This window comes from Thalassolituus sp. UBA2009 (assembly GCF_002335285.1).
Lineage (GTDB): Bacteria > Pseudomonadota > Gammaproteobacteria > Pseudomonadales > Oceanobacteraceae > Venatoribacter > Venatoribacter alkanivorans.
On record NZ_DDCJ01000151.1, the window covers coordinates 17,575 to 37,269 of the forward strand.

A 19,695-nucleotide genomic window follows, 5' to 3' on the forward strand; every position below is an offset into this window, starting at 1 on the left:
GCCTTGTTTGAGAAATTTTTAGCCGATAACAGGCCTGTTTAATTAGTGTTAACAGGCCCTGACAGGATATCCACAGGCCGGAATTATTGAGGGGTGGTTAATATTCAGTGATCAGAAAAATTCAGACTGATACCGGCCAGTATTTCTGTACCTGTGGTGGAATAACTGTAAACCCGGTTGGTTTTATCAACGAAAAGGTCAAAGGGTTCGTTGCCGAGATTGCGGGCATCCAGAGAAAATGTCAGTTCCGGGCTGGCATTCCAGCGCAGATAAGCACCGGTAATTAATGACGCATTCACACCTTCGCGATCATTATTATTCGCGCCCGGCACCCGCGTCAGATATTGCGAACGCGCCTTTAATGTCAGGCCGGCGCTGACACTCTGGTTGCGGAACCATAATTCGCTGTTCACAACATGGCGTGATAACCCTGGTGCTGGCAAGGTGGTAACGCCGTCATCCAGCGGATAACGGACCAGGCCGCGATTCAGTGCATAGCTCACCCGCACGCCAAAATTCTGCAGCGCAGCGGGCAAAAAATAAAATGGCAGTTGCAGGTTCAGTTCAAGACCACTGATATCGGTTCCCGGCCCGTTCACCGGCCGCCGGTAAGTATATAAACCGTCGCTCAGTGCCAGCTGATCCCATTGCGGGTTGTAATATGGCAACTGCTCCAGCGTCAGCTCTTCAACCTGCGCGACGACCAGGCTGTCGATGCGTTTATAAAATAATCCGGCGGAAAAAAACTGCTGCTCATCACCGTACCATTCCGCAGAGACATCAAACGAGTGCGCGCGCGACGGTTGCAGTTGGGTATTACCACCTTCCACCAGCCGGGCACTGCTGCGTAATAATAAGGGTGACGTCAGGTCTTCTATCGATGGTCGCGCCAGATCACGGCGATAACCGAAACGCAGCAATAAATCATCGCGTGCCTGCATAACCAGATGAAACGCCGGTAACCAGTCAGCGTAATCTGAGCTGTTATTAACGGCGCTGCTGTCGCTGTCTATCGACCAGCGCCCGCGCACAAGTTGACGGGTAGCCGAATAACGCAGGCCCAGATCGCCACGCAGTGGCCACGGCCATTGCCAGAATTCGTAAGAGGTCTGCCACCAGGACGACCAGGTATATTCGTTTAACCGCCGCTGCTGTAAAGGATCATGCACCAGTGCGGTGTTTGTCCCAAGGGCGTCAATAACCGCGTGGCTGCCAACAATCCAGTGATGCGGCAACCCTGATGGCCCGGGACCAGCGGAAAAATCACCGGGGGTACGCTGGTAAAATTCACCGACCGGGCCATTAATATCACTGTTATTATATTCGCCCTCGGCGCGGTCATTTAAAAAGCCCTGCAACTGCGTCCCGGCAAAGTGTCTGAAATTATCATTGTGCTTAATGTCGAGCTCGAAGGAAGCAACGCGATACTGATTCGTTACCTGATCTTCACGCAGATTAATCTGGTACAACTGCCATTCCTGCGGATTGGTAATATCAAAGCCGTAATGATTAAGCGCAAAGCGATCATTCTGGCGCAGATCAAAACTGAAGTCCTGAGCGTACGACATCAGCGTCACTTTATCGTGGTCCGGACTGTCGAAAACCGAGCGCTGGTAACCCAGTGCCGAATGCAGACGTACGCGTTCTGATAACGGTAAATACCAGTCAAATTTTAATTGGCCAAGGCGGGTTTCGTCGGTTTCGTAATTATGTTCGCTGCGGATATCAACGCCGGAAAAATTCCCGTACACCATTCCGGCATGACGGGTTGCAAAATCGTTAACCCGGATATGACTCAGGTCCTGGGTTTTCAGTCCGGCCGAACTGATATGGTATTCGTGCATGGTTTGCTGACTGCGGGCCATAAAGGCCGTCAGGTCAAAGTCACCCCAGCCGGTGTTGTGCCATTGCAGTGCGCTGTTTAAGCCGTAGGAAATTTGTTCACGATCGAGAATATCGTAACGGTTATGGCGCGGATAAAAGACTGCGCCACTTTCCAGCTGCGTCTGCTGTTCAACACTTAATGCCGGCTGCTCTCCCCAATCAGCGGTTTGCCAGCGTACGGTGGAAAATCCCCGCTCCTGAGTTGCCCGGGTACGGTAACTCAGCCCCAATAACCAGCCGATGGTTCCTGCCGTGCCATTATCGCGGGCCCCTTGTAATCCACCCGATAAGGCAACCCCCTTACCATCATGGCTAAGGTTCTGTTCATTCTGCAGCGCGAACCATTGCTGGCCGGCGTTGTCATCCGCCAGCGGCAGCGGCGTGCGTAAATCAACCGAACCGGCAATGGCACCTTCTTCCGTTCGCGCCGCCGCAGATTTATCCAGCTCGACCTGAGTAAAAAGCCCCGGCGGCAACATATCAAAATCAAAACTGCGCGAATTATTCACCGAGCCCCGCGCATCGATGCTGGTACCGGTAGCCAGCATCGGCATGCCGTTCACCAATACCCGGGTAAAATCAGCCCCCAGACCGCGGATACTGAGATTGCGGTCCATACCGGCTTCCTGACTGAAAGCCACGGCGCTGGTTGCCGCAACGGACGAGGTCAGATCATTATTTCCGGCTAGCTGGCCGCGGGATAACGTCGCGCGGGTGCTCAGGGTATTGCTGTTATAACGGCTGGCCAGCGACGCATCGCGGATAAAAGGCGCTGCGGTAACGATGACTTCTTCGGCGATATTGTTGGCCGCCGTTTCTGTTGCATTCTGCGGCTGAAAAACCAGCACCACTCCGGCAGCGGTCTGGCGGTAATGCCAGCCACTGTTGGCGGTGGCATAGTTAAGAAATTCGCTCAGCGAACAATCACCCAGTGGCTGTGCCAGCCAGGTTGTATCCGGCTGCGGATAATTGGTCAGCACCGCCAGCTGATAACGGTCAGACACTTGCTGAATAATATGACTGAGGGTTGTCTGGCTGACGCCATCATAGAAGCAGCGGTTGGCGGCCTGTGTATAAGCGCTGCCGGTCAGCAGCAGGCCGAGCCCCAGCTGCGGCCATAATCTGCGCCAGCTGCGCATGTTCCGTTGCTCTTCAGCGCGTTTCCGGATCATTGCCCGACAGCAGTATCAGATCGTCACTGACCTGCAGTGACAGATCAAACAAACTGGCAATCAGGCTGAGGGTTCCTTCCACATCGCTCTGGTTATAACGGCCGGAAAACGGCAACGTCTGCTCAATGCCCTGCAAACGGATGGGCCGCGCCGAATAGCGCTGTAAATGCGCGACCACATCGGCCAGCGGTTCCGCCTCTGCACGGCGCCAGTCCTGACGCCAGTCGGATACCACAGCACGCTGAAAACGTTCGCCACGGTCGGCACTGATACGCACACCGTCACCGGCATGCAGCGTCCATTCCTGCCCGGCGAGTGTTACCTTTACTTCGCCATGCTCAACCACAACACTGATCGCTCCGGCGGTGTTATCCACATTAAATGCGGTACCGACAACCCGGATCTGCACCTTGCCGGCATCAACATAAAACGGTCGCTGCTTATCGGCTGCGACCGAGAAATAGGCTTCGCCCTGAGTCAGGCTGACCAGCCGCTGTTTTTCCTCCAGCACCACCGATACCGCAGAACCGGCATTCAGGTGTATTTCTGAACCATCCGCCAGGCGCTCACGCCGCTGCTCGCCCACGGCGGTATTAAAACTGAGCGGCTGAACAGCCGGTACAGACGGCGGCATTAGCAGCGGATAAGCCAGCACCAGTGCCAGCATCATGGCCAGTGCCGCCGGTGCCGGCCACCAGCGCGGGCCGGATACAGGCCACAGCTTTTGCCACAGTGTTTGCAGCAGTTTTGCTCCCCTGGCTGGCAAAACCTCCTCGCCCTCTTTCGCCGCAACTGACGGAGCTTTGTGCTTTGCTGTGGCCACACGTTCCAGCGCGATTAATAACGCCTCGTCGTGTTCACCCAGCTGTTGCTGCAGCCAGCTCATGGCTGCCGCATGCTGCGGGCTTTGCATCAGCCAGCGTTGATATTGTTGCTGTTCTGCCGCGTTCAGCTCATGCAGCCGGTCGTACCAGTCTGCAGCCTGTTCACGGATGTTATTGTCTGTTGTTTGTATGGTCATATACCGCGTATTCCGCACTAACTTTTCAATTCCGGCGGTCGGCCGGCGCCGGATTAACAGCCACTTTTTTCCATGGCTTCCGCAATACTCAGCGTGGCTCTGGTGATGTGTTTTTTAACGGCTTCGATGTTCATATTTAATTCCTGCGCAATCGCTTCACGCGATTTGCCCTGTAAGCGGCGCATGATAAAAACCTGCCGTCTTAATGGTGGCAGCTGCTGCAGGATTTTTTCTAGTTGTTCCAGCTTCTGCGCCTGAATATGCACATCGTCCAAGGGGATGGATGCCATTTCCGGTACGCTGTCACTGCCGGATGGCTGCTGGCGGTTACGGTTCCAGTAATCAAAAACCACACTGCGGGCCACGGTCAGGCTATACGCCAGCAGGTTATCCACCGGTTTTTTCGCTACCGCTGTTAATGCGCGCACCAGGGTGTCGTGCAGCAGGTCGTCCACGTCCTGATGGTTGTACACCCGGCTGGCAATATAATTGCGGATATTCGGCAGATGCCCGGTCAGCTGCTGAGCATAAGCCTGAGGCTGATTACACTTAACCCCGGCAGAATATGACTTGCCTGCTGACATGGAGCCCCCGATATCGCATACAGAAGGGCGCAATCTGCCAGCGGCGGATGACAACATTATGAATAAACCCCCGAATTATGCCGGAACGGCTGAGCAGCCATGCGCTGCTCCAGGGCCTGTTCACACTAATTAAAGGCAAGAAGACGCCGCAAGGCGTCAAAGGGGGACATTACAACGGAAAATAATTCAGCGGCTGAGTGCCAGTTCTACCCGCTCGCCGGCATTCAGTGTCTGCACACCACCGCCAGACTGTGCACGCACACTGCCTTCCAGTACCTCAAGTGCCACAACCCCCTCGCCCATCTGCAGTGCAAAAGCACTGGCATCGGCGCGCAGTCTCAGGGTTCCGGCCTGCGCCCAGAATGGCCGGACATTGTCCGGAGCAATAATAAACAGCACTTCACCACGCAGCAGCTGCACGCGGCGCTGCTCTGCACTGTAACGCACGGCCACACTGCTGTTTTCCTGCAGGCGTAATTCTGAACCGTCATCCAGCCGCAGCGCACGCTGCTCGGCGCTCACCGTGCTGTAGGTTTCCACATCCGCCGCCTGCTCGTTCTGAGCGGGGGCCAGAAACAGATACACCAGCAATGGCACACCCACCAGCAGCAGTAACGCCGCCAGCAGCATACGCGGGTTTCCCGGTGTTGCCTGATGCTCTGCGGAAGAGTCGTATCGTCCTGCCATAAAAGGCCTCATATCGTTCCGGATCGGGTGATTTTGTTGTTATGGGCTGCCACTGTGACAGAACAATTACCCTAACACCGCAATCCATTCTCAGGCATGAGACTTTTCGCTAACGCCGGCCAGACAGGCAATAACTGACGCATATCAGCCCTGCGACACCCTGTCGCATCCCGCACAGGCGCCCCAGCAGTTACCCTGCGCGCCATTGATGTATTTATCTTTTTATTGCGGAGTATTTATGCCGGCCTTCCGACCATCCTTATTAGCGTTTCTGATTACTTCCCTGAGCGTGCAGAATGCCCTGGCGGCAGAAGCTGATACTGCAACCCAACTGGAGCCGATGGTGGTTACCGCTCCGCCAATGAGCGATGTACTGACAGTTACCACCGACCCGAAAGCGCCGCGCCAGCCCATTCCTGCCCATGATGGTGCCGATTTATTAAAGAATATTCCTGGCTTTTCAGTGATCCGCAAAGGCGGTACCGACGGTGATCCGGTATTCCGTGGCATGGCAGCATCACGCCTGGGCATTTTACTGGATGGTGAAATGATTCTCGGCGGCTGCGGTATGCGTATGGACCCGCCCACCGCTTATGTTTTCCCCGAAGCCTATGACGAAGTGACCGTATTAAAAGGCCCGCAAACGGTTAAATACGGCCCCGGCAACAGTGCCGCTGTGGTGATGTTTGAACGTGCTGCGCCGGATTTTTCCACTACACCGGTACAGGGCGAAGTCAGCCTGCTGGCAGGCAGCGCCGACCGTAACGATCAGGTTGCCCATCTGCTGGCCGGTGGCCAGAAAGGCTATATCGATTTAAGCGGTACCCGCTCCGACGCCAATAACTATGAAGACGGTGACGGCAACGAAGTACACTCGGCCTATACCCGCTGGAGTACCAACGCAGCCCTGGGCTGGACGCCGGATAACGATACCCGCATCGAACTGAGCGGCGCCAGAAGCGATGGTGAAGCACGCTACGGCGACCGCAGCATGGACGGCGCAGAATTCGATCGTTCCAACTTAGGCCTGAGCTTCGAACAGGAAAATATCTCGCCGCTGTTTAATAACGTAAAAGCCCGTATTTACCGTAATTACGTTGACCACGTGATGGATAATTATTCATTACGCGCTAACAGCGGTATGAAAATGGTTTCCAACCCGGATCGTTTAACCAAAGGCGCCAGTCTCAGCAGCACGCTGGCATTAAGCAATACGACCAAACTGGAAATCGGCGTTGATACCCAGCGCAATGAACACTCGCTGCGTAAAGCCAGCAGCATGAGTGGCACACCGGATTACGAAAGCCTGAGCCGTGTGGATGATATGCGCTTCGCCAGCAACGGTATTTATGCCGAACTGGATCATCGCTATAACGCTGGCCACAGTGTGCATGCCGGTGTACGCATCAATAAAGATAAAGCCGAAGATTTACGCAGCAATAAAACCACCAGTGACACAGATGACAACAACACGCTGCGTAATGGTTTTATCCGCTACGAACACCAGCTGAACAACACCAATCGTTTATACGCCGGCCTGGGACACAGCGAACGTGCTGCCGATTACTGGGAGCGCAGTAAAAATCCGGCAGCCACCAGCACTATGATGACAGGCATGGCATCAACCTTTGATATTGATCCGGAAAAAACCACTCAGCTGGATATCGGCGCGCTGCACAACAGCAAGGATGTGCAGGCATCGGTATCGGCATTTTATACCAAACACAAAGATTACATCCTGATTGAAACCCTGCCGGAGGTGAGTGCCTTTGCCAGTAATGCACGTAATATCGACGCCACCAGCTACGGTGCAGAAGCCGACAGCCGCTGGGAATTTACCCCCGGCTGGAACAGCACCGCCACCCTCGCCTGGGTGCATGGCGAAAACGACAGCGACCACCGCGCACTGGGCCAGATGCCTCCTCTCGAAGCCCGCTTCGGTCTGAATTACGACAACGGTTTATGGTCAGCCGGTGCGTTATGGCGCTTAGTCGCAGAGCAGAACCGCGTTGCTGAAGGCAGCGGTAATATTGTCGGTCAGGATATTGGTAAAAGCGGTGGCTTTAATGTGTTCTCGCTGAATGCCGGTTATCGCCCGCTGGACGATATGCTGCTGACCGCCGGTATCGATAATCTGTTTGACGTTACCTACGCCGAACATATCTCCCGCAGCGGTGCGGCTATTCCGGGTTACGAAAGCACCACCCGGGTAAATGAACCCGGACGCACACTATGGTTAAAAATGCAGTGGGCGTTTAAATAATACAACCGCCCCTGAAACGTCGGCCAATATCGTGGTTATCCGGCCCAACATCAGTATCTGCTGAATTGGGGCCGGAGCCATATCGGGCAAAGAATTATCCAGAGGTGCCTTAAACACACTGTTACATTAATACCGCGATAAGCACTGCTATACTGCCCCGTTGCAACAGTAATAATGGATTATTCGGGTTATGACCGCTCACACCGGAACGTTACGCAGTGTCCTGTTGGCAGGAATGATGATTGTTCTGCTGCTGGCTAATCAGAGTCAGGCAACGCCAGATAGTATTCGCGTTACCATGCTGAATCCAAGCACTCCGGCCAATCTATTCTGGAATATGCAAACACAGTTTATGCAGGCGGCAGCTGCAGATCTGGGGATTGATCTTGAAATTGTGTATGGCGCAGATAATCGCTTTCACACAACACAACAAGCCTACGACATTCTTAACCGTGAAAACCCTCCTGATTATCTGATATGTAATTACTTTTTTTCTCAGGGCTGGCAGATTCTTCAGGCTGCAGAAAAAGCTGGCGTTTATACGCTGCTCATCAGTACCGATATTCCGCAACAGGATCAGAAAGACGCGGGTACACCGCAGGATAAATTTCCGCATTTTCTTGCGCGCATCATGCCGGATGACCGCCAGGCCAGTTATGAATTAAGCCGACAACTGATCGCCGAAGGCCGGCATTTATCATTGCAGGGCGCCAGCGGCAAATTAGAGCTGATTGGTATCTCCGGCATGCGTGATACATCAGCCACCGTCTTGCGCAATGAAGGGCTGCTGCAGGCAATCAATGAGCAGGACAATACGCTGTTGATGCAATTGGTACACGCTAACTGGTCAGCCAACACCGCTCAGCGACAAAGCTGGGCGTTACTGCAACGTTATCCGTCTGCCAGTCTGATCTGGACGGCCAGCGATGTAATGGCCATGGCTGTCATACAACAAGCTCAGGCGCTCGGACGGCATGCGGGTAAAGACATTCTGATTGTCGGTACCGACTGGACAGCAGAAGCCCTCAACGCCATTGACGATGGTTCATTATTCGCCTCCGCCGGAGGACAGTTTATGGATGGTGCGCTGGCACTGGCCATAATTTACGACCACGCCAATGGCAAAGGGCCGGATGCACAGGAAGCAAATATTCTGCGGCGCATGGATATTATTACGCACAGTAATCTTGCCCGTTACCGACAACTGTTGGACCCGCAGCGCTGGCAGAGTATGAATTTCCGCAGCCTGACCCGCAGCCACGGAACATCAGCGCAGAAATATGCCTTTGATACCCGTGATGTGATGCAACGTTTATTACTGCCAGCGAACGATACTGTCAGCAACCGTCCTCACCAGCAGCACCGTACAATCCACTGACTTACATCACTTCAGAACCGTATTATCGGCGGCCTTCTCTCAACCGCATTGCGCCGCCCAGAATGTCGCCAGCTCCCCGGCAGTACCATTAAACTGCTCACGGTCACAGGGGCCGACACCATCGACGGTATGCGGCTCATCACCGACATTACCATCGGTGTATTGCCACAGGGTCCACTGCGACCATGGTGACGGTACAACCGGTGCTGCACCGTAGCGCGCCAGCCACAACCAGCAATTTGACAGCACCGTTTGCTCCGGGCGGTTAACACCAGCTGCGGCCAGAGCTTCACGCAGCGTATTACCGGAATACAATCCGGGATAGCGTCCGGTTACTGAATAAATATGGCTGACAAAGGCTTCCGCTTCCGCCAGCGTCATGCTCTGACCCTGAGTATTATCTTCAAAATCGAGCACCAGCAGGCCACCGTTGCCGGCTACGCTGAGAAAATGCTCGGCCTGTGCGACAGCATCACCACCGGTACCAAAATGATACGCACCGAATTTCAGCCCCACGCCATGTGCAGCATCACGATGGCTGCTGAACGTCGGATCGGTGTAACTCTGCCCCTGGGTGGCCTTATGAATAACCGCAAGAATACCGGCGTCTTTTATCTGCTGGAAACTGCTGATCTGATTATGGTGGGAAAGGTCGATGACGGCGTTAAGCATCGCAGACTCCTTGTCGGCAAATGGCTGGCGGGTTCAGGCAGAAACTCTGCGCCGGATAAATTCAGTGAATGAAACACTGATTCTCAGATGCAGACTAGCCTATATTATCCGGGAGTGCAGGACAAATACCGTATAGACTGCAATATCTGCCGGTCAGGCAGAATCGCAACAGACGCCCATTTTTTTGGCAAGAAACCTATGCCTTTTTTCACCTCCGTACTGAATCAGTTTCCTGAGCACAGCCTTGAAGTAAGGACGATTAATAAAGACCGGCAGCGCCAGTGCTTTATTGTCCACAGAAAACCACAGGCGCCGCACTGGCAGGAAAAAAGCGCTCATGAAATTAAAAATGATGAAATATCCCGGGTGATTGAAACCCCCGAAGGTTACATCGTTAAGTACATTAAGCAGCGCACCTGGCACGACAATCTGCGTATCTTTTTTGGTGCCAGTAAAATTTCCGCCGAACTGAGAAGCTGTATTTTTCTGCAGAATATTGGCCTGCGCGTCCCCACTGTTCTGGAATACGGTATGGCTTTTATTCCGGGGCATCTGTGGGGGGTAACTGGTTATTACCTGATGAAAAAACATCCGGCGGTGAACATCGTCAAACATCATTTCCGTCATTGTGATCAGACTGCCCGGCAAAGAATACTGACCCTGCTGATACGCGATCTGCAGCGCCTGCGCGATGCCCGCTGTGTGTACCGGGATTTATCTTTCCGCAATATGATGACGAATGATAACGGTGAGCTGTTCTGGATTGACACCAACATCAGGCGTTATGCCAAAGCCAATCAGAAATTTATCACCGACTGGAACAAAACTCTGAAGGTATTGCTGCAGGAACTCAGCATGATGTCGGAGCCCGCCGAACACGACGGGCAACGGGCGATTCAGGCCCTGATGCTCTAATACTTGAACAGTTTTCAGTTATCCTTGGATAAACTGGAGCACCACATCGGCAAACAATTTATCAGCGCTGAATCCAGGTTTTAAGAGATTATCTAGTAGAGCAGAGTTATGCCTGTGACTAAGCCATCCAGAGAAGAATCCTGAGCGTCCAGACTTCGGTACGCAAGGCTCAGGAATATATGTTTGACGCCATACAGCACCGCATATTCACTGTCCGCCAGATTCAGGTTCCTGCCACTCACCGAGGTTCGGTTATAATCCAGCCACACATTATCTGTGATCTGAATATTTAATCCGAACTGAAAAGACTCACTACTGTAACGCTGATTCCCAGTCAGACGGTATCTGCCAATGCCAAGATCAACCTCAACCCGTTTACCAAATAAAAGCCGATAATTAAAACCGTTGTTTATGATGTACATTTCATCATCAGTGTCCGGTTCCTGATAAACAGATTTGCGATGAAATGCACTGACAGGGCCGAATCCAGCCTCGATTCTTTTATCCCGCCATTCAATGTGATCACCCGAGCCACGAGCAAGATCTACCTGAACAAAGGGAGTTGCCATATCAGACAGAGACCAATCATACGGAAGCTCTACAATCACATCGTCGCTTCCCAAGCGTTCATTCGCTGCATTCAAGCTGCCCGCAGTGCCTAAAAGTATCACACCACCAACTATTTTCACCGTCAGCTCAATAGCAGATGCCCTGATATCCGCATCCAATTCGTCTGAACCTGTACTGTCAGGTGCCTTCGGCAAAGTTGATGCTTTTTTCTTTTGAGGCTTATTGGCTGAAGCTTCAAAATTGTCCAACTCACCCGCAACAGCGGTTATGGCGATCAGAGGAAACAACAAAAATGCAATGTATCGCAAAATAATTCCTTTTGTATTCGACCAATCTCAGTCCGTAGACAATCTGGAGTACAACGCCATATCGACACTGGTGTCGTTATATTCAATCTGAGCAGGCAGGCAGCCTTCGTAGTGAAAACCCAGTTGCTGCAGCAGCGTTTCATGCGGCTCAGAACCGGCACGCAGACGCACTTCAATACGGTGCAGCCCGAGTTCGCTAAAGCAGAAATTCAGCAGTGGTGGCATAACTTCCTGCAGCACCGGCAAGTCGGCCGCGTCGCTCAGTTCCCACTGCAACTGGGCACAGCTCAGCATCCAGTTAATTTTCTGAATACCGATACGCGCAATCAGCTGTTTATCGTACAGACCTTCCACCAGCCAGAAAGCGGCCTCGCGGGTTTCAAAGCGCATCGCCATACGGCGCAACTCATCCAGCGCCTGAACATCCACCGTCATGGCTGAACGCGGAATATGATCAACCCGGCTCTGTTCTTTTAATAAGGCGAACAGCGCATCACCGTCCTGCTCGGATACCGGCAGGCGCAGGCTGAAATTACCGGCGGAAAAATTCCAGTTCATGCAGCACCTCCGTCTTTGTTGTTATCGCCATTCAGATTCTGGCCGGGATTAATATCACTGTCTTCACCCAGGCGACCGGCAACCGGCTTTTTCTTATCCAGTACGATATTAAATTGCACCACATTCGCGAAGGATGTTTCACCGCTGCGCCAGGCATCACGCATCACCGCACTTTGTTTAAAGCCCAGCTCCGTGAGCATGGTTTTAAATTCTTCGTTCTGGCCTTCAATCCACTGATAACCAAAATTACGCAGGTGATATTTTTCCGCCATAAAATCCATACAGACTTTTAACGCGGCACTGCGCTGCGCCAGCGTTAATTGCGGCAGACCATCAACGCGCAGCATGGTGCGCAGTAATGACGGCTGCCAGTCAAAGGCACTGACCATGCCGGTGATGGCGCCATCCACTTCCAGAGCCCACATCATGCCGCGTTGGGTGGCGGCCATCTGCACGCTCAGGTCGACCATACGGATCAGGTTATCTTTATTGTCCAGTACCCGCTGGCCCGGTAATTCAGGGTGCTGATACAGTTCGAATAATGCATCCACATCATCGTAAGTCAGAGGCCGGACACGGCCACCGGAGAAGGATAATTCGGGGGTAAATTTCATACTGAAATCCAGGAGATGAAACCCGCCACCATAGTGGCGGCGGGTTTTTAATTAATACTCATCATCGCCGCCATCATAAGGGCGGGCCAGATTCTCAAAGCGGGTGTATTTACCGATAAAAGCCAGACGGTCGATACCAATAGGACCGTTACGGTGTTTACCGGTAATAATTTCGGCCACACCTTTGTCCGGCGTGTCTTCGTTATACACTTCGTCGCGGTAAATAAACTGAATAATATCGGCGTCCTGCTCGATCGCACCGGATTCCCGCAGGTCGGAACTGACCGGACGTTTATTCGGCCGTTGTTCCAGCGAGCGGTTAAGCTGCGACAGGGCAATCATCGGGCAGTTAAATTCTTTGGCGATGACTTTCAGGGTGCGCGAAATTTCCGAAATTTCCTGGGTACGGCCTTCTGACGGCCCGGACACCCGCATCAGCTGCAGGTAGTCGACCATGATCAGGGCCAGATCGTTGTTGTTTTCGCGGTAGACTTTACGCGCGCGGGCACGCATTTCCTGTGGCGTCAGCGCCGGGGTATCGTCGATATACAGCGGCAGATCTTTTAACAGATTCACCGCAGCGGATAATTTCGGCCAGTCTTCGTCGATTAATTTACCGGAACGGATACGGGTCTGGTCGATTTTGCCGATAGACGACAACATACGCATCACAATGGATTCCGATGGCATCTCCAGACTGAACACCAGACATGGACGCTTCGTCGCCAATAAAGCATTTTCCACCAGGTTCATGGCGTAGGTGGTTTTACCCATCGACGGACGCGCCGCGACAATCACCAGGTCGGCCTTCTGCCAGCCGGAAGTGCGGTTGTCGATTTCATTAAAGCCGGTGGTAATACCAGTCAGGCCATCCGGCTGATTGAACATCTGATCGAGCTGTTCGAGGGTATTTTTCAGAATCGGCGCTACCAGTTGCGGACCGCCGTCTTTGCGGCTGCCTTCGGCAATCTGGGCAATGGCTTTTTCCGCGTCCGATACCAGCGTCAGCGAGGTTTCCCCCTCCGGTTCATAAGCTTTGGCCATGATGTCGGAGGCAGCTTCAATCAGGCGGCGCTGCTGTGAGCGTTCACGCACGATTTCACCGTAGGCTGAGCAGTTGTCGATCGATGGCGTCATATCGACCAGACGGCTCAGATAGGCGGCGCCGCCGACGCTCTCCAGCTTGCCACGCTCTTCCAGCTCTTCGGCAACCGTCACCACGTCGATCGGCTGCTCCTGATCAACCAGATGTTTGATGGCGCGGAAAATCAGGCGGTGGTCGTGACGGTAAAAGTCGCTGTCCTGCAGGGTTTCAGCAACCGTTTCCCAGGCGCGCTCATCAAGCATCAGCGAGCCAAGCACCGATTGCTCCGCCTCTACCGAGTGCGGCGGCGTGCGCTGGCTGCTTTCCTGCCTTTGCTCATATGGCTGCGCAGAATACTCATCATTCATGCAGGCGGTTCCCGGAGGTGTTCAGACAATAAAAGGTGATAGCGGCCCGCCTTCCGGCAATGGAGCGGACATAAAAAAAGGCACTATCAGCTGGTCGCTAATAGTGCCTTATCTTGCTCATCGCTGCCAGCCGGCATCCGCCGATGCGGCAGCCATAAGCCTCTGAATTATTCTGCTACTACATGCAGTTTCAGAGTTGCGTTCACTTCTGCGTGCAGGTGAATCGCGATATCGAATTCGCCAACAGCACGGATAGGACCGTTTGGCAGACGAACTTCAGCTTTGCTCACTTCAACGCCAGCCTGAGAGATCAGGTCTGCGATGTCGCGGTTGCCCAGAGAACCGAACAGTTTGCCTTCGTCGCCAGCTTTAACAGCAACAGACAGTTCGATTTCTTCGATTTTTTCTTTACGGGCCTGTGCATCAGCCAGTTTGGCAGCTGCCTGAGCTTCCAGATCAGCACGACGGGCTTCGAAATGCTCAACGTTGGCTTTGGTCGCAGGAACCGCTTTACCCTGTGGGAACAGGAAGTTACGGGCATAACCTGGCTTAACGTTAACCTGTTCACCCAGTGAACCCAGGTTTGCTACTTTTTCTAACAGAATAATTTGCATCTTAAAATCCTCATTACAGGGCGGCTATGCATTACCCGCCGTGTCTTTTAGTCGCGCGCGGATGTTCAGTAAACTATCCAGCAACGCTACGAAAATTAGTAATGTGTACATGTAAGGCCCGAACAACATCAGTGCCAGATACACCAGCAACATCCAGTTCGGACTGGCCTGTGATATTTTCACAACACCATGGAACAAGGCCAGACCAGCAATCATTAACGGTACCGTTAATACGGGCGTTAATCCTGCCAGTTCAGGCTGCAACTGTCCGGCAGTCAGACAAACCAGCACCGCCGGTAAGCTGAAGGCCAGAGGCAAACGCAGCTGCTTAAACTCGGTGCCGAAGCCGCCGGGGTTATACAGTTCGCTTTGCCAGTAGCGTCCCAGTAACAGACACAAAATAAATACCAGCACATGCAGAGCAGCAAGCACTCCGCTGATCATCGGGGCGATCAGTGGCTGCAGATGAGCCAGTAATTCCGGCTGATCTTTCAGTGCTTCACTGACGGCGGTTTCACTGCTGGCCACAACCTGAGGCAGAACCTCAGACAACATCAGCGGCAACAACAGATACACCAGCACGCCCAGAGCACAGGCCAGCAGCATCGACCAGTCAAGGCGGATACTGTAGCGCAGCAACGCGGCCATGGCGCTGGTGCCAATGGCAACGAGTAACGGGGTCGGATCGCCAATGGCGCTCCAGGCGATGGCCGGTAAAACCGCCCATAAAACCACCTGTCCCCCTTCACGGACACCCTGACGCAGGATAACCAGCGCCAGAATGGCTGCTCCGATCCAGAACAGCAGTGGCACAGCCAGACAGCCACCGGCAGCAACCGCTGCCTGCCAGCGTCCGGTCATAGCCCAACGTGCCAGTGCTTTCATATTACAGTCCTAAGTGATTACGCTGCCTTTTTGCTCTGACTTTCTGGCGTAGCCGAGGAAGTCAGAACAAGGAAGAAATGGTCGAGAAGGCGGAGTTTACGTGTTGTAAATGAGCACTTCGAGACCATTTCTGACGCCGTTATGACGACGCAGGCAGGCAGAAAACTTAGTTATCGTGCTGATCAGTGTACGGCAGCAGTGCGATGTAGCGCGCGCGCTTGATCGCAGTAGACAGCTGACGCTGATACTTAGCACGGGTACCAGTGATACGGCTTGGTACGATTTTGCCAGTTTCAGTGATGTAGCCTTTCAGGGTATCCAGATCTTTGTAATCGATCTGGCTTACGCCTTCAGCAGTGAAACGGCAGAACTTACGACGACGGAAAAAACGTGCCATGACTCAAATCCTCTCTTATTCAGCGTTATCGTCAGAATCGATCTCGTCAGCGTCATCCGCTTCTTCCGCAGCGCTTTCAGATTCTTCAGCGCGTGGCTCGGAACGACGACGATCTTCGCGGCTTTCAGCAGCTTTGATCGGAGAGATTTCGGTGATGGCTTCATCACAACGGATCACCATGTTACGCAGAACAGCGTCGTTGTAACGGAAGTTGGTGGTCAGTTCGTCCAGAACTTCCTGAGTACATTCGATGTTCATCAGGATGTAGTGGGCTTTGTGCACATCGTTGATTGGGTAAGCCAGGTGACGACGGCCCCAGTCTTCGAAACGGTGAATTTTGCCGTTAGCGGCTTCGATTGAGTTAGTGTAACGCTCAACCATCGCAGGTACCTGCTCGCTTTGATCTGGGTGAACCAGAAAAACGATTTCGTAGTGACGCATTGTCAACTCCTTATGGGTAGTCAGCCTTCCGGCCCATCCGGTAAGGCAAGGAGTCCGTTGTTCGCCCGAGGGCCAATATACGGATAAAAAGGAGCGCGGAGTCTACCAGAGGTCTGACGACGGATCAATCTTTGCACAATCCACCACACCCACCGTTATAGCTGAACCGCGACTGAATCATTCAGCGCCCAGTGGTTCACCACGGGTTCAGTGGCCAATTCCTATACTGCCGCGGTTTTTAACGGAGATTGCGGTATGACGTATCCACACCCTACCTTATTGATATCCCATTCTGATGCACTTCTGCCGCCGGCACAGACCCTGAAGAGCCGGCAGCTGTTACTGGCCAGCGCCATCAGTCTGCTGCTGGCCGGCCCGGCCATGGTTCTGACTCCGGCCGCGCATGCCGAAAACCCACTGGCGGTCAGCCCGGACCTGCCCGGTATGGAATGGCAGACCTTCAGCAGCGACCACTTTTACTTTCATTTTATTCCGGCCCATAAAGCGCAGGCCGAACGGGCCGCTGTGATTGCCGAGCGGGCCTGGAGCGAACTGACGCAGGATTTTGACTGGACGCCCAAAGACCGCGTTCATGTGGTATTGACCGACGACTTTGATTTTTCCAACGGCTGGGCACATCCGGAGCCTTTTAATCAGATCCGGCTGTTTTTAAGTCCGCCCGATGGCAACAGCACGCTGGAAGCCTATGACGACTGGCTGAATCTGCTGATCACCCACGAGCTGACGCATATCATTCATGTTGATATGGCGCGCGGCATTCCGGCTTTCATCCGTAAGATTCTGGGACGTAATCCGCTGACCTTTCCTCATGCCTACACGCCGGGTTTTATCATTGAGGGACTGGCAGTCTACAAAGAAACCAGCGCAGCTCAGGGTTATGGCCGTGGCCAGAGCACAACCTACGACATGATGATGCGTATGGAGGTCATTAATGGTATCGACGATTTATCTCAGGCAGTGGTTACCCTGCGTGACTGGCCGCTGGGTAAGCATTACCTGTACGGTTACTACTACTGGCAGTTTATCGCCGACACCTACGGTGATGACAAAATCCGTGATTACCTGAGTGAATACTCGCGCAATATTATTCCGTTCTTTTTGCAGAATTACGAAGCGCGTAAAGTCTTCGGCAAAAGCCATGAGGTGTTATGGCAGGAGTTTAAAGTCTGGCTGCAGCAGCGTTTTGCCCCACAAATTACCGAGCTGAAAAAGACAGCTGACACCCCGGTACAGGCTATCAGCAACGAAGGTTTATCCATCGATGCTGCTGCCAGCGATGGTAAAAATTATTATTACCTGCGTGAAAACGGTAAAGACCGTAACAGTCTGGTCAAGGTCCGCTCTGCCAGCAACACAGCCGAAAATCCGGTCAGCGAAGTATTACTGCAAACCACCGGCATGCTCAGCCTGGATGTCAGTCCCCGGGGGGATATTGCCTATACCCGTATTACCGACCGTGCCGACCTGCGCGGCTGGAGTGATATTTTTATTATGCGTGACGGTGGCGAGCAACGCCTGACCAGCGGTCAGCGCTATCGTGCCGTACGCTGGATGCCAAACGCAGCCGACCCACAACAACCCTATTTAATTGCCAAACGTATTCAGGCCGGTGTCAGCCAACTGGATATGCTGGATAAGAACGGGCACTTTATCCGCACTCTGTGGCAGGGATCGCTGGATGATGTTATCAACGATTACGCCATCTCCCACGACGGGAAAAAAATCGTTGCCAGCATTAAACGCAAGCAACAGGGCTGGAACCTTGAATTACTGAATATGCAGACTGAGCAACCACAATGGTTGCCGCTGACCAATACCCGCGCCAATGAAAGCAGTCCGAATTTCAGCCACGACGATCAGCATATTATTTTCAGCGCCGATTACAGCAACGTTAAAGGTGTTGATCTGGCCAGCGCGACGGCTACCTATAATATTTTCAGTCTGAATCTGGCCAGCGGAGAGGTGTCCCAGCTAACCCATTTATTAGGCGGTGCAGTGCAACCGGTTCTGGTGGGCGATGATATTTATTTCCAGAGTTATCAGGCCCGTGGCTTCAGCCACGTACGCCTGCCGGCTTCCGAACGTAAACCGCTGGCGGTATTGCCGTTATCTGAGCTGCAGAGCCAGTACGATTATGCCCCCTTATATAATCAGCCACAGACACATAGCGAAGCCGAAGAATACAGCCCATGGTCGAGCCTGATGCCACAGCAGTGGCTGCCGGTGTATTCGGGCAACGAAGAATATAATGCCATCGGACTGAGCACTTCCGGTCAGGATGCCCTCGGGCGGCATAATTACAGCAGCACTCTGTTTGTCGATACCGAAAACGACATCGCGAGTGGCAACCTGATGTATTCCTACAATAACCAGTGGCAGTTACTGGCGCAGCGTAATCACAGCTATTACCTCGATGATAATGACAAATTGCAACGCATCCGCCGCGAAGACACGGTAGAACTGGCGCGCACTAATATTATCGATTTTCTGGAAAATAAACTGCAGTTAAGCGCCGGTATTAACCGCAGCCACGAGTACGATATTCCGGCCGATGATTTATTGCGCGAGGAAAACAGCTTACATAATTCGGTTATCGGCGCCCGTCTGGATTTTGATAACCGCGAAATGTACAGCCAGTCGATTTCGGTCAGCTGGGGAACTCAGGCGACTCTTCTGTGGGAATCCAACGATTATCTCGACAGCGACTACCGCGGCGACATCATCAATGCCAGCATCAGTCATTTTATTGATTTACCCGGCAATCAGGTACTGGCTCTGCACAGCAGCGGCGCTTATGGTTTCGAACAACCGGAACCCTTTGAGCTGGGCGGTGAAGAAGGTGTTCTGGAGCAGTCATTATTTGGCCGCGATCAATGGGCATTGCGTGGCTATAAAGAAAATGTGCAGCAAGGTAACCGCATTCAGACCAACAGCCTCGAATATCGTTTCCCGTTGCTGAACATTGAACGTGGCTGGAATTTATTACCTATTGGTCTTGGTGGTATTAATGCCAATATTTTTGCCGATCATGGTGCCGCCTGGCAGGAAGGCGGGCGCTCACATTATCTGACCAGCGCCGGTATGGAGCTGATGACAGAAGTTGTTGTGATGTATGGTTTTGCGCTGCCGGTACGTCTGGGTTACGCCTACGGCTTTGATAAAGACGAAGGCGGTGACCGGACTTACCTGCAGGTGAATTACCAGTTCTGAGGAATTATCCAACAAAGAGTCGCTGTTAGGGCCTGTCGACACTAAGTAA

Annotated in this window: 17 protein-coding genes; 4 read left to right on the forward strand and 13 right to left on the reverse strand. The window is 53.0% G+C overall.

All coding sequences use genetic code 11. From position 1 onward, the window contains the following. Positions 1-104: 104 nt before the first annotated feature. The 4 genes from B3P58_RS18305 to B3P58_RS18320 form a co-directional block, all read right to left on the reverse strand. Positions 105-3,023 carry a TonB-dependent receptor gene (locus B3P58_RS18305; RefSeq protein ID WP_286719556.1) on the reverse strand — a complete coding sequence of 973 codons (2,919 nt, stop codon included), beginning with the start codon at positions 3,021-3,023 and terminating at the stop codon, positions 105-107. A gap of 13 nt (positions 3,024-3,036) precedes the next feature. Next, a complete protein-coding gene (locus B3P58_RS18310) occupies positions 3,037-4,077 on the reverse strand; it encodes a FecR family protein (protein WP_286719557.1) in 1,041 nt (346 codons plus the stop codon). A 53-nt stretch (positions 4,078-4,130) separates the two neighbouring features. Then, complete coding sequence (locus B3P58_RS18315) at positions 4,131-4,661, reverse strand: RNA polymerase sigma factor (RefSeq protein ID WP_186436034.1); 531 nt, start codon at positions 4,659-4,661, stop codon at positions 4,131-4,133. Positions 4,662-4,847: 186 nt separating this feature from the next. Beyond that, positions 4,848-5,348, reverse strand: coding sequence for a FecR family protein (locus B3P58_RS18320; protein ID WP_286719558.1), 501 nt, complete (start codon positions 5,346-5,348; stop codon positions 4,848-4,850). A gap of 238 nt (positions 5,349-5,586) precedes the next feature. Between B3P58_RS18320 and B3P58_RS18325 the strand changes: the two genes are divergently transcribed. Together B3P58_RS18325 and B3P58_RS18330 are read left to right on the forward strand one after the other, a co-directional pair. Beyond that, positions 5,587-7,611, forward strand: a complete 2,025-nt coding sequence (locus B3P58_RS18325) for a TonB-dependent copper receptor (RefSeq protein WP_286719559.1) — start codon at positions 5,587-5,589, stop codon at positions 7,609-7,611. A 190-nt stretch (positions 7,612-7,801) separates the two neighbouring features. Continuing rightward, entirely contained in the window at positions 7,802-8,989 is a 1,188-nt protein-coding gene (locus tag B3P58_RS18330) for an ABC transporter substrate-binding protein (protein ID WP_286719560.1), read from the forward strand. A 39-nt stretch (positions 8,990-9,028) separates the two neighbouring features. On the opposite strand, the gene B3P58_RS18335 is transcribed toward B3P58_RS18330, so the two are convergent. Continuing rightward, entirely contained in the window at positions 9,029-9,661 is a 633-nt protein-coding gene (locus B3P58_RS18335) for a glycoside hydrolase family 25 protein (RefSeq protein ID WP_286719562.1), read from the reverse strand. Between the two features lie 198 nt (positions 9,662-9,859). Between B3P58_RS18335 and B3P58_RS18340 the strand changes: the two genes are divergently transcribed. Further along, positions 9,860-10,576 (forward strand): hypothetical protein, encoded by a 717-nt coding sequence (locus B3P58_RS18340; protein ID WP_286719563.1) that lies wholly within the window; start codon positions 9,860-9,862, stop codon positions 10,574-10,576. 92 nt (positions 10,577-10,668) lie between these two features. Here the strand turns inward: B3P58_RS18340 and B3P58_RS18345 are convergent, their stop codons facing one another. The 8 genes from B3P58_RS18345 to rpsF form a co-directional block, all read right to left on the reverse strand. After that, positions 10,669-11,454: a hypothetical protein gene (locus tag B3P58_RS18345; protein ID WP_286719565.1), complete on the reverse strand. Its 786-nt coding sequence runs from the start codon at positions 11,452-11,454 to the stop codon at positions 10,669-10,671. A 27-nt stretch (positions 11,455-11,481) separates the two neighbouring features. Beyond that, on the reverse strand, positions 11,482-12,012 hold the full coding sequence (locus B3P58_RS18350; RefSeq protein WP_225692456.1) for a GNAT family N-acetyltransferase: 531 nt from the start codon (positions 12,010-12,012) through the stop codon (positions 11,482-11,484). After that, the gene (locus B3P58_RS18355) at positions 12,009-12,626 is read right to left on the reverse strand and encodes a GNAT family N-acetyltransferase (protein WP_286719567.1); all 618 of its coding nucleotides are present in this window, start codon (positions 12,624-12,626) and stop codon (positions 12,009-12,011) included. The genes B3P58_RS18350 and B3P58_RS18355 overlap by 4 nt, the downstream gene beginning before the upstream one ends. A gap of 51 nt (positions 12,627-12,677) precedes the next feature. After that, on the reverse strand, positions 12,678-14,078 hold the full coding sequence (dnaB, locus tag B3P58_RS18360; RefSeq protein ID WP_225692454.1) for a replicative DNA helicase: 1,401 nt from the start codon (positions 14,076-14,078) through the stop codon (positions 12,678-12,680). A 167-nt stretch (positions 14,079-14,245) separates the two neighbouring features. Beyond that, complete coding sequence (gene rplI, locus B3P58_RS18365; RefSeq protein WP_145470901.1) at positions 14,246-14,692, reverse strand: 50S ribosomal protein L9; 447 nt, start codon at positions 14,690-14,692, stop codon at positions 14,246-14,248. A 24-nt stretch (positions 14,693-14,716) separates the two neighbouring features. Then, positions 14,717-15,577, reverse strand: a complete 861-nt coding sequence (locus B3P58_RS18370) for a hypothetical protein (protein ID WP_145470900.1) — start codon at positions 15,575-15,577, stop codon at positions 14,717-14,719. A 166-nt stretch (positions 15,578-15,743) separates the two neighbouring features. Continuing rightward, complete coding sequence (gene rpsR, locus B3P58_RS18375) at positions 15,744-15,974, reverse strand: 30S ribosomal protein S18 (RefSeq protein ID WP_145470898.1); 231 nt, start codon at positions 15,972-15,974, stop codon at positions 15,744-15,746. 15 nt (positions 15,975-15,989) lie between these two features. Beyond that, positions 15,990-16,415, reverse strand: coding sequence for a 30S ribosomal protein S6 (rpsF, locus tag B3P58_RS18380; protein ID WP_145470896.1), 426 nt, complete (start codon positions 16,413-16,415; stop codon positions 15,990-15,992). Between the two features lie 255 nt (positions 16,416-16,670). On the opposite strand from rpsF, the gene B3P58_RS18385 reads away from it, so the two are divergent. Beyond that, positions 16,671-19,646, forward strand: a complete 2,976-nt coding sequence (locus tag B3P58_RS18385) for a hypothetical protein (protein ID WP_286719571.1) — start codon at positions 16,671-16,673, stop codon at positions 19,644-19,646. Positions 19,647-19,695: the final 49 nt, after the last annotated feature.

Bases quoted from the DNA above. Each gene is read 5' to 3' on its own strand.
- B3P58_RS18305 (WP_286719556.1), bottom strand. From the start codon at position 3,023: ATGCGCAGCTGGCGCAGATTATGGCCGCAGCTGGGGCTCGGCCTGCTG.
- B3P58_RS18310 (WP_286719557.1), bottom strand. From the start codon at position 4,077: ATGACCATACAAACAACAGACAATAACATCCGTGAACAGGCTGCAGAC.
- B3P58_RS18315 (WP_186436034.1), bottom strand. From the start codon at position 4,661: ATGTCAGCAGGCAAGTCATATTCTGCCGGGGTTAAGTGTAATCAGCCT.
- B3P58_RS18320 (WP_286719558.1), bottom strand. From the start codon at position 5,348: ATGGCAGGACGATACGACTCTTCCGCAGAGCATCAGGCAACACCGGGA.
- B3P58_RS18325 (WP_286719559.1), top strand. From the start codon at position 5,587: ATGCCGGCCTTCCGACCATCCTTATTAGCGTTTCTGATTACTTCCCTG.
- B3P58_RS18330 (WP_286719560.1), top strand. From the start codon at position 7,802: ATGACCGCTCACACCGGAACGTTACGCAGTGTCCTGTTGGCAGGAATG.
- B3P58_RS18335 (WP_286719562.1), bottom strand. From the start codon at position 9,661: ATGCTTAACGCCGTCATCGACCTTTCCCACCATAATCAGATCAGCAGT.
- B3P58_RS18340 (WP_286719563.1), top strand. From the start codon at position 9,860: ATGCCTTTTTTCACCTCCGTACTGAATCAGTTTCCTGAGCACAGCCTT.
- B3P58_RS18350 (WP_225692456.1), bottom strand. From the start codon at position 12,012: ATGAACTGGAATTTTTCCGCCGGTAATTTCAGCCTGCGCCTGCCGGTA.
- B3P58_RS18355 (WP_286719567.1), bottom strand. From the start codon at position 12,626: ATGAAATTTACCCCCGAATTATCCTTCTCCGGTGGCCGTGTCCGGCCT.
- dnaB (WP_225692454.1), bottom strand. From the start codon at position 14,078: ATGAATGATGAGTATTCTGCGCAGCCATATGAGCAAAGGCAGGAAAGC.
- rplI (WP_145470901.1), bottom strand. From the start codon at position 14,692: ATGCAAATTATTCTGTTAGAAAAAGTAGCAAACCTGGGTTCACTGGGT.
- B3P58_RS18370 (WP_145470900.1), bottom strand. From the start codon at position 15,577: ATGAAAGCACTGGCACGTTGGGCTATGACCGGACGCTGGCAGGCAGCG.
- rpsR (WP_145470898.1), bottom strand. From the start codon at position 15,974: ATGGCACGTTTTTTCCGTCGTCGTAAGTTCTGCCGTTTCACTGCTGAA.
- rpsF (WP_145470896.1), bottom strand. From the start codon at position 16,415: ATGCGTCACTACGAAATCGTTTTTCTGGTTCACCCAGATCAAAGCGAG.
- B3P58_RS18385 (WP_286719571.1), top strand. From the start codon at position 16,671: ATGACGTATCCACACCCTACCTTATTGATATCCCATTCTGATGCACTT.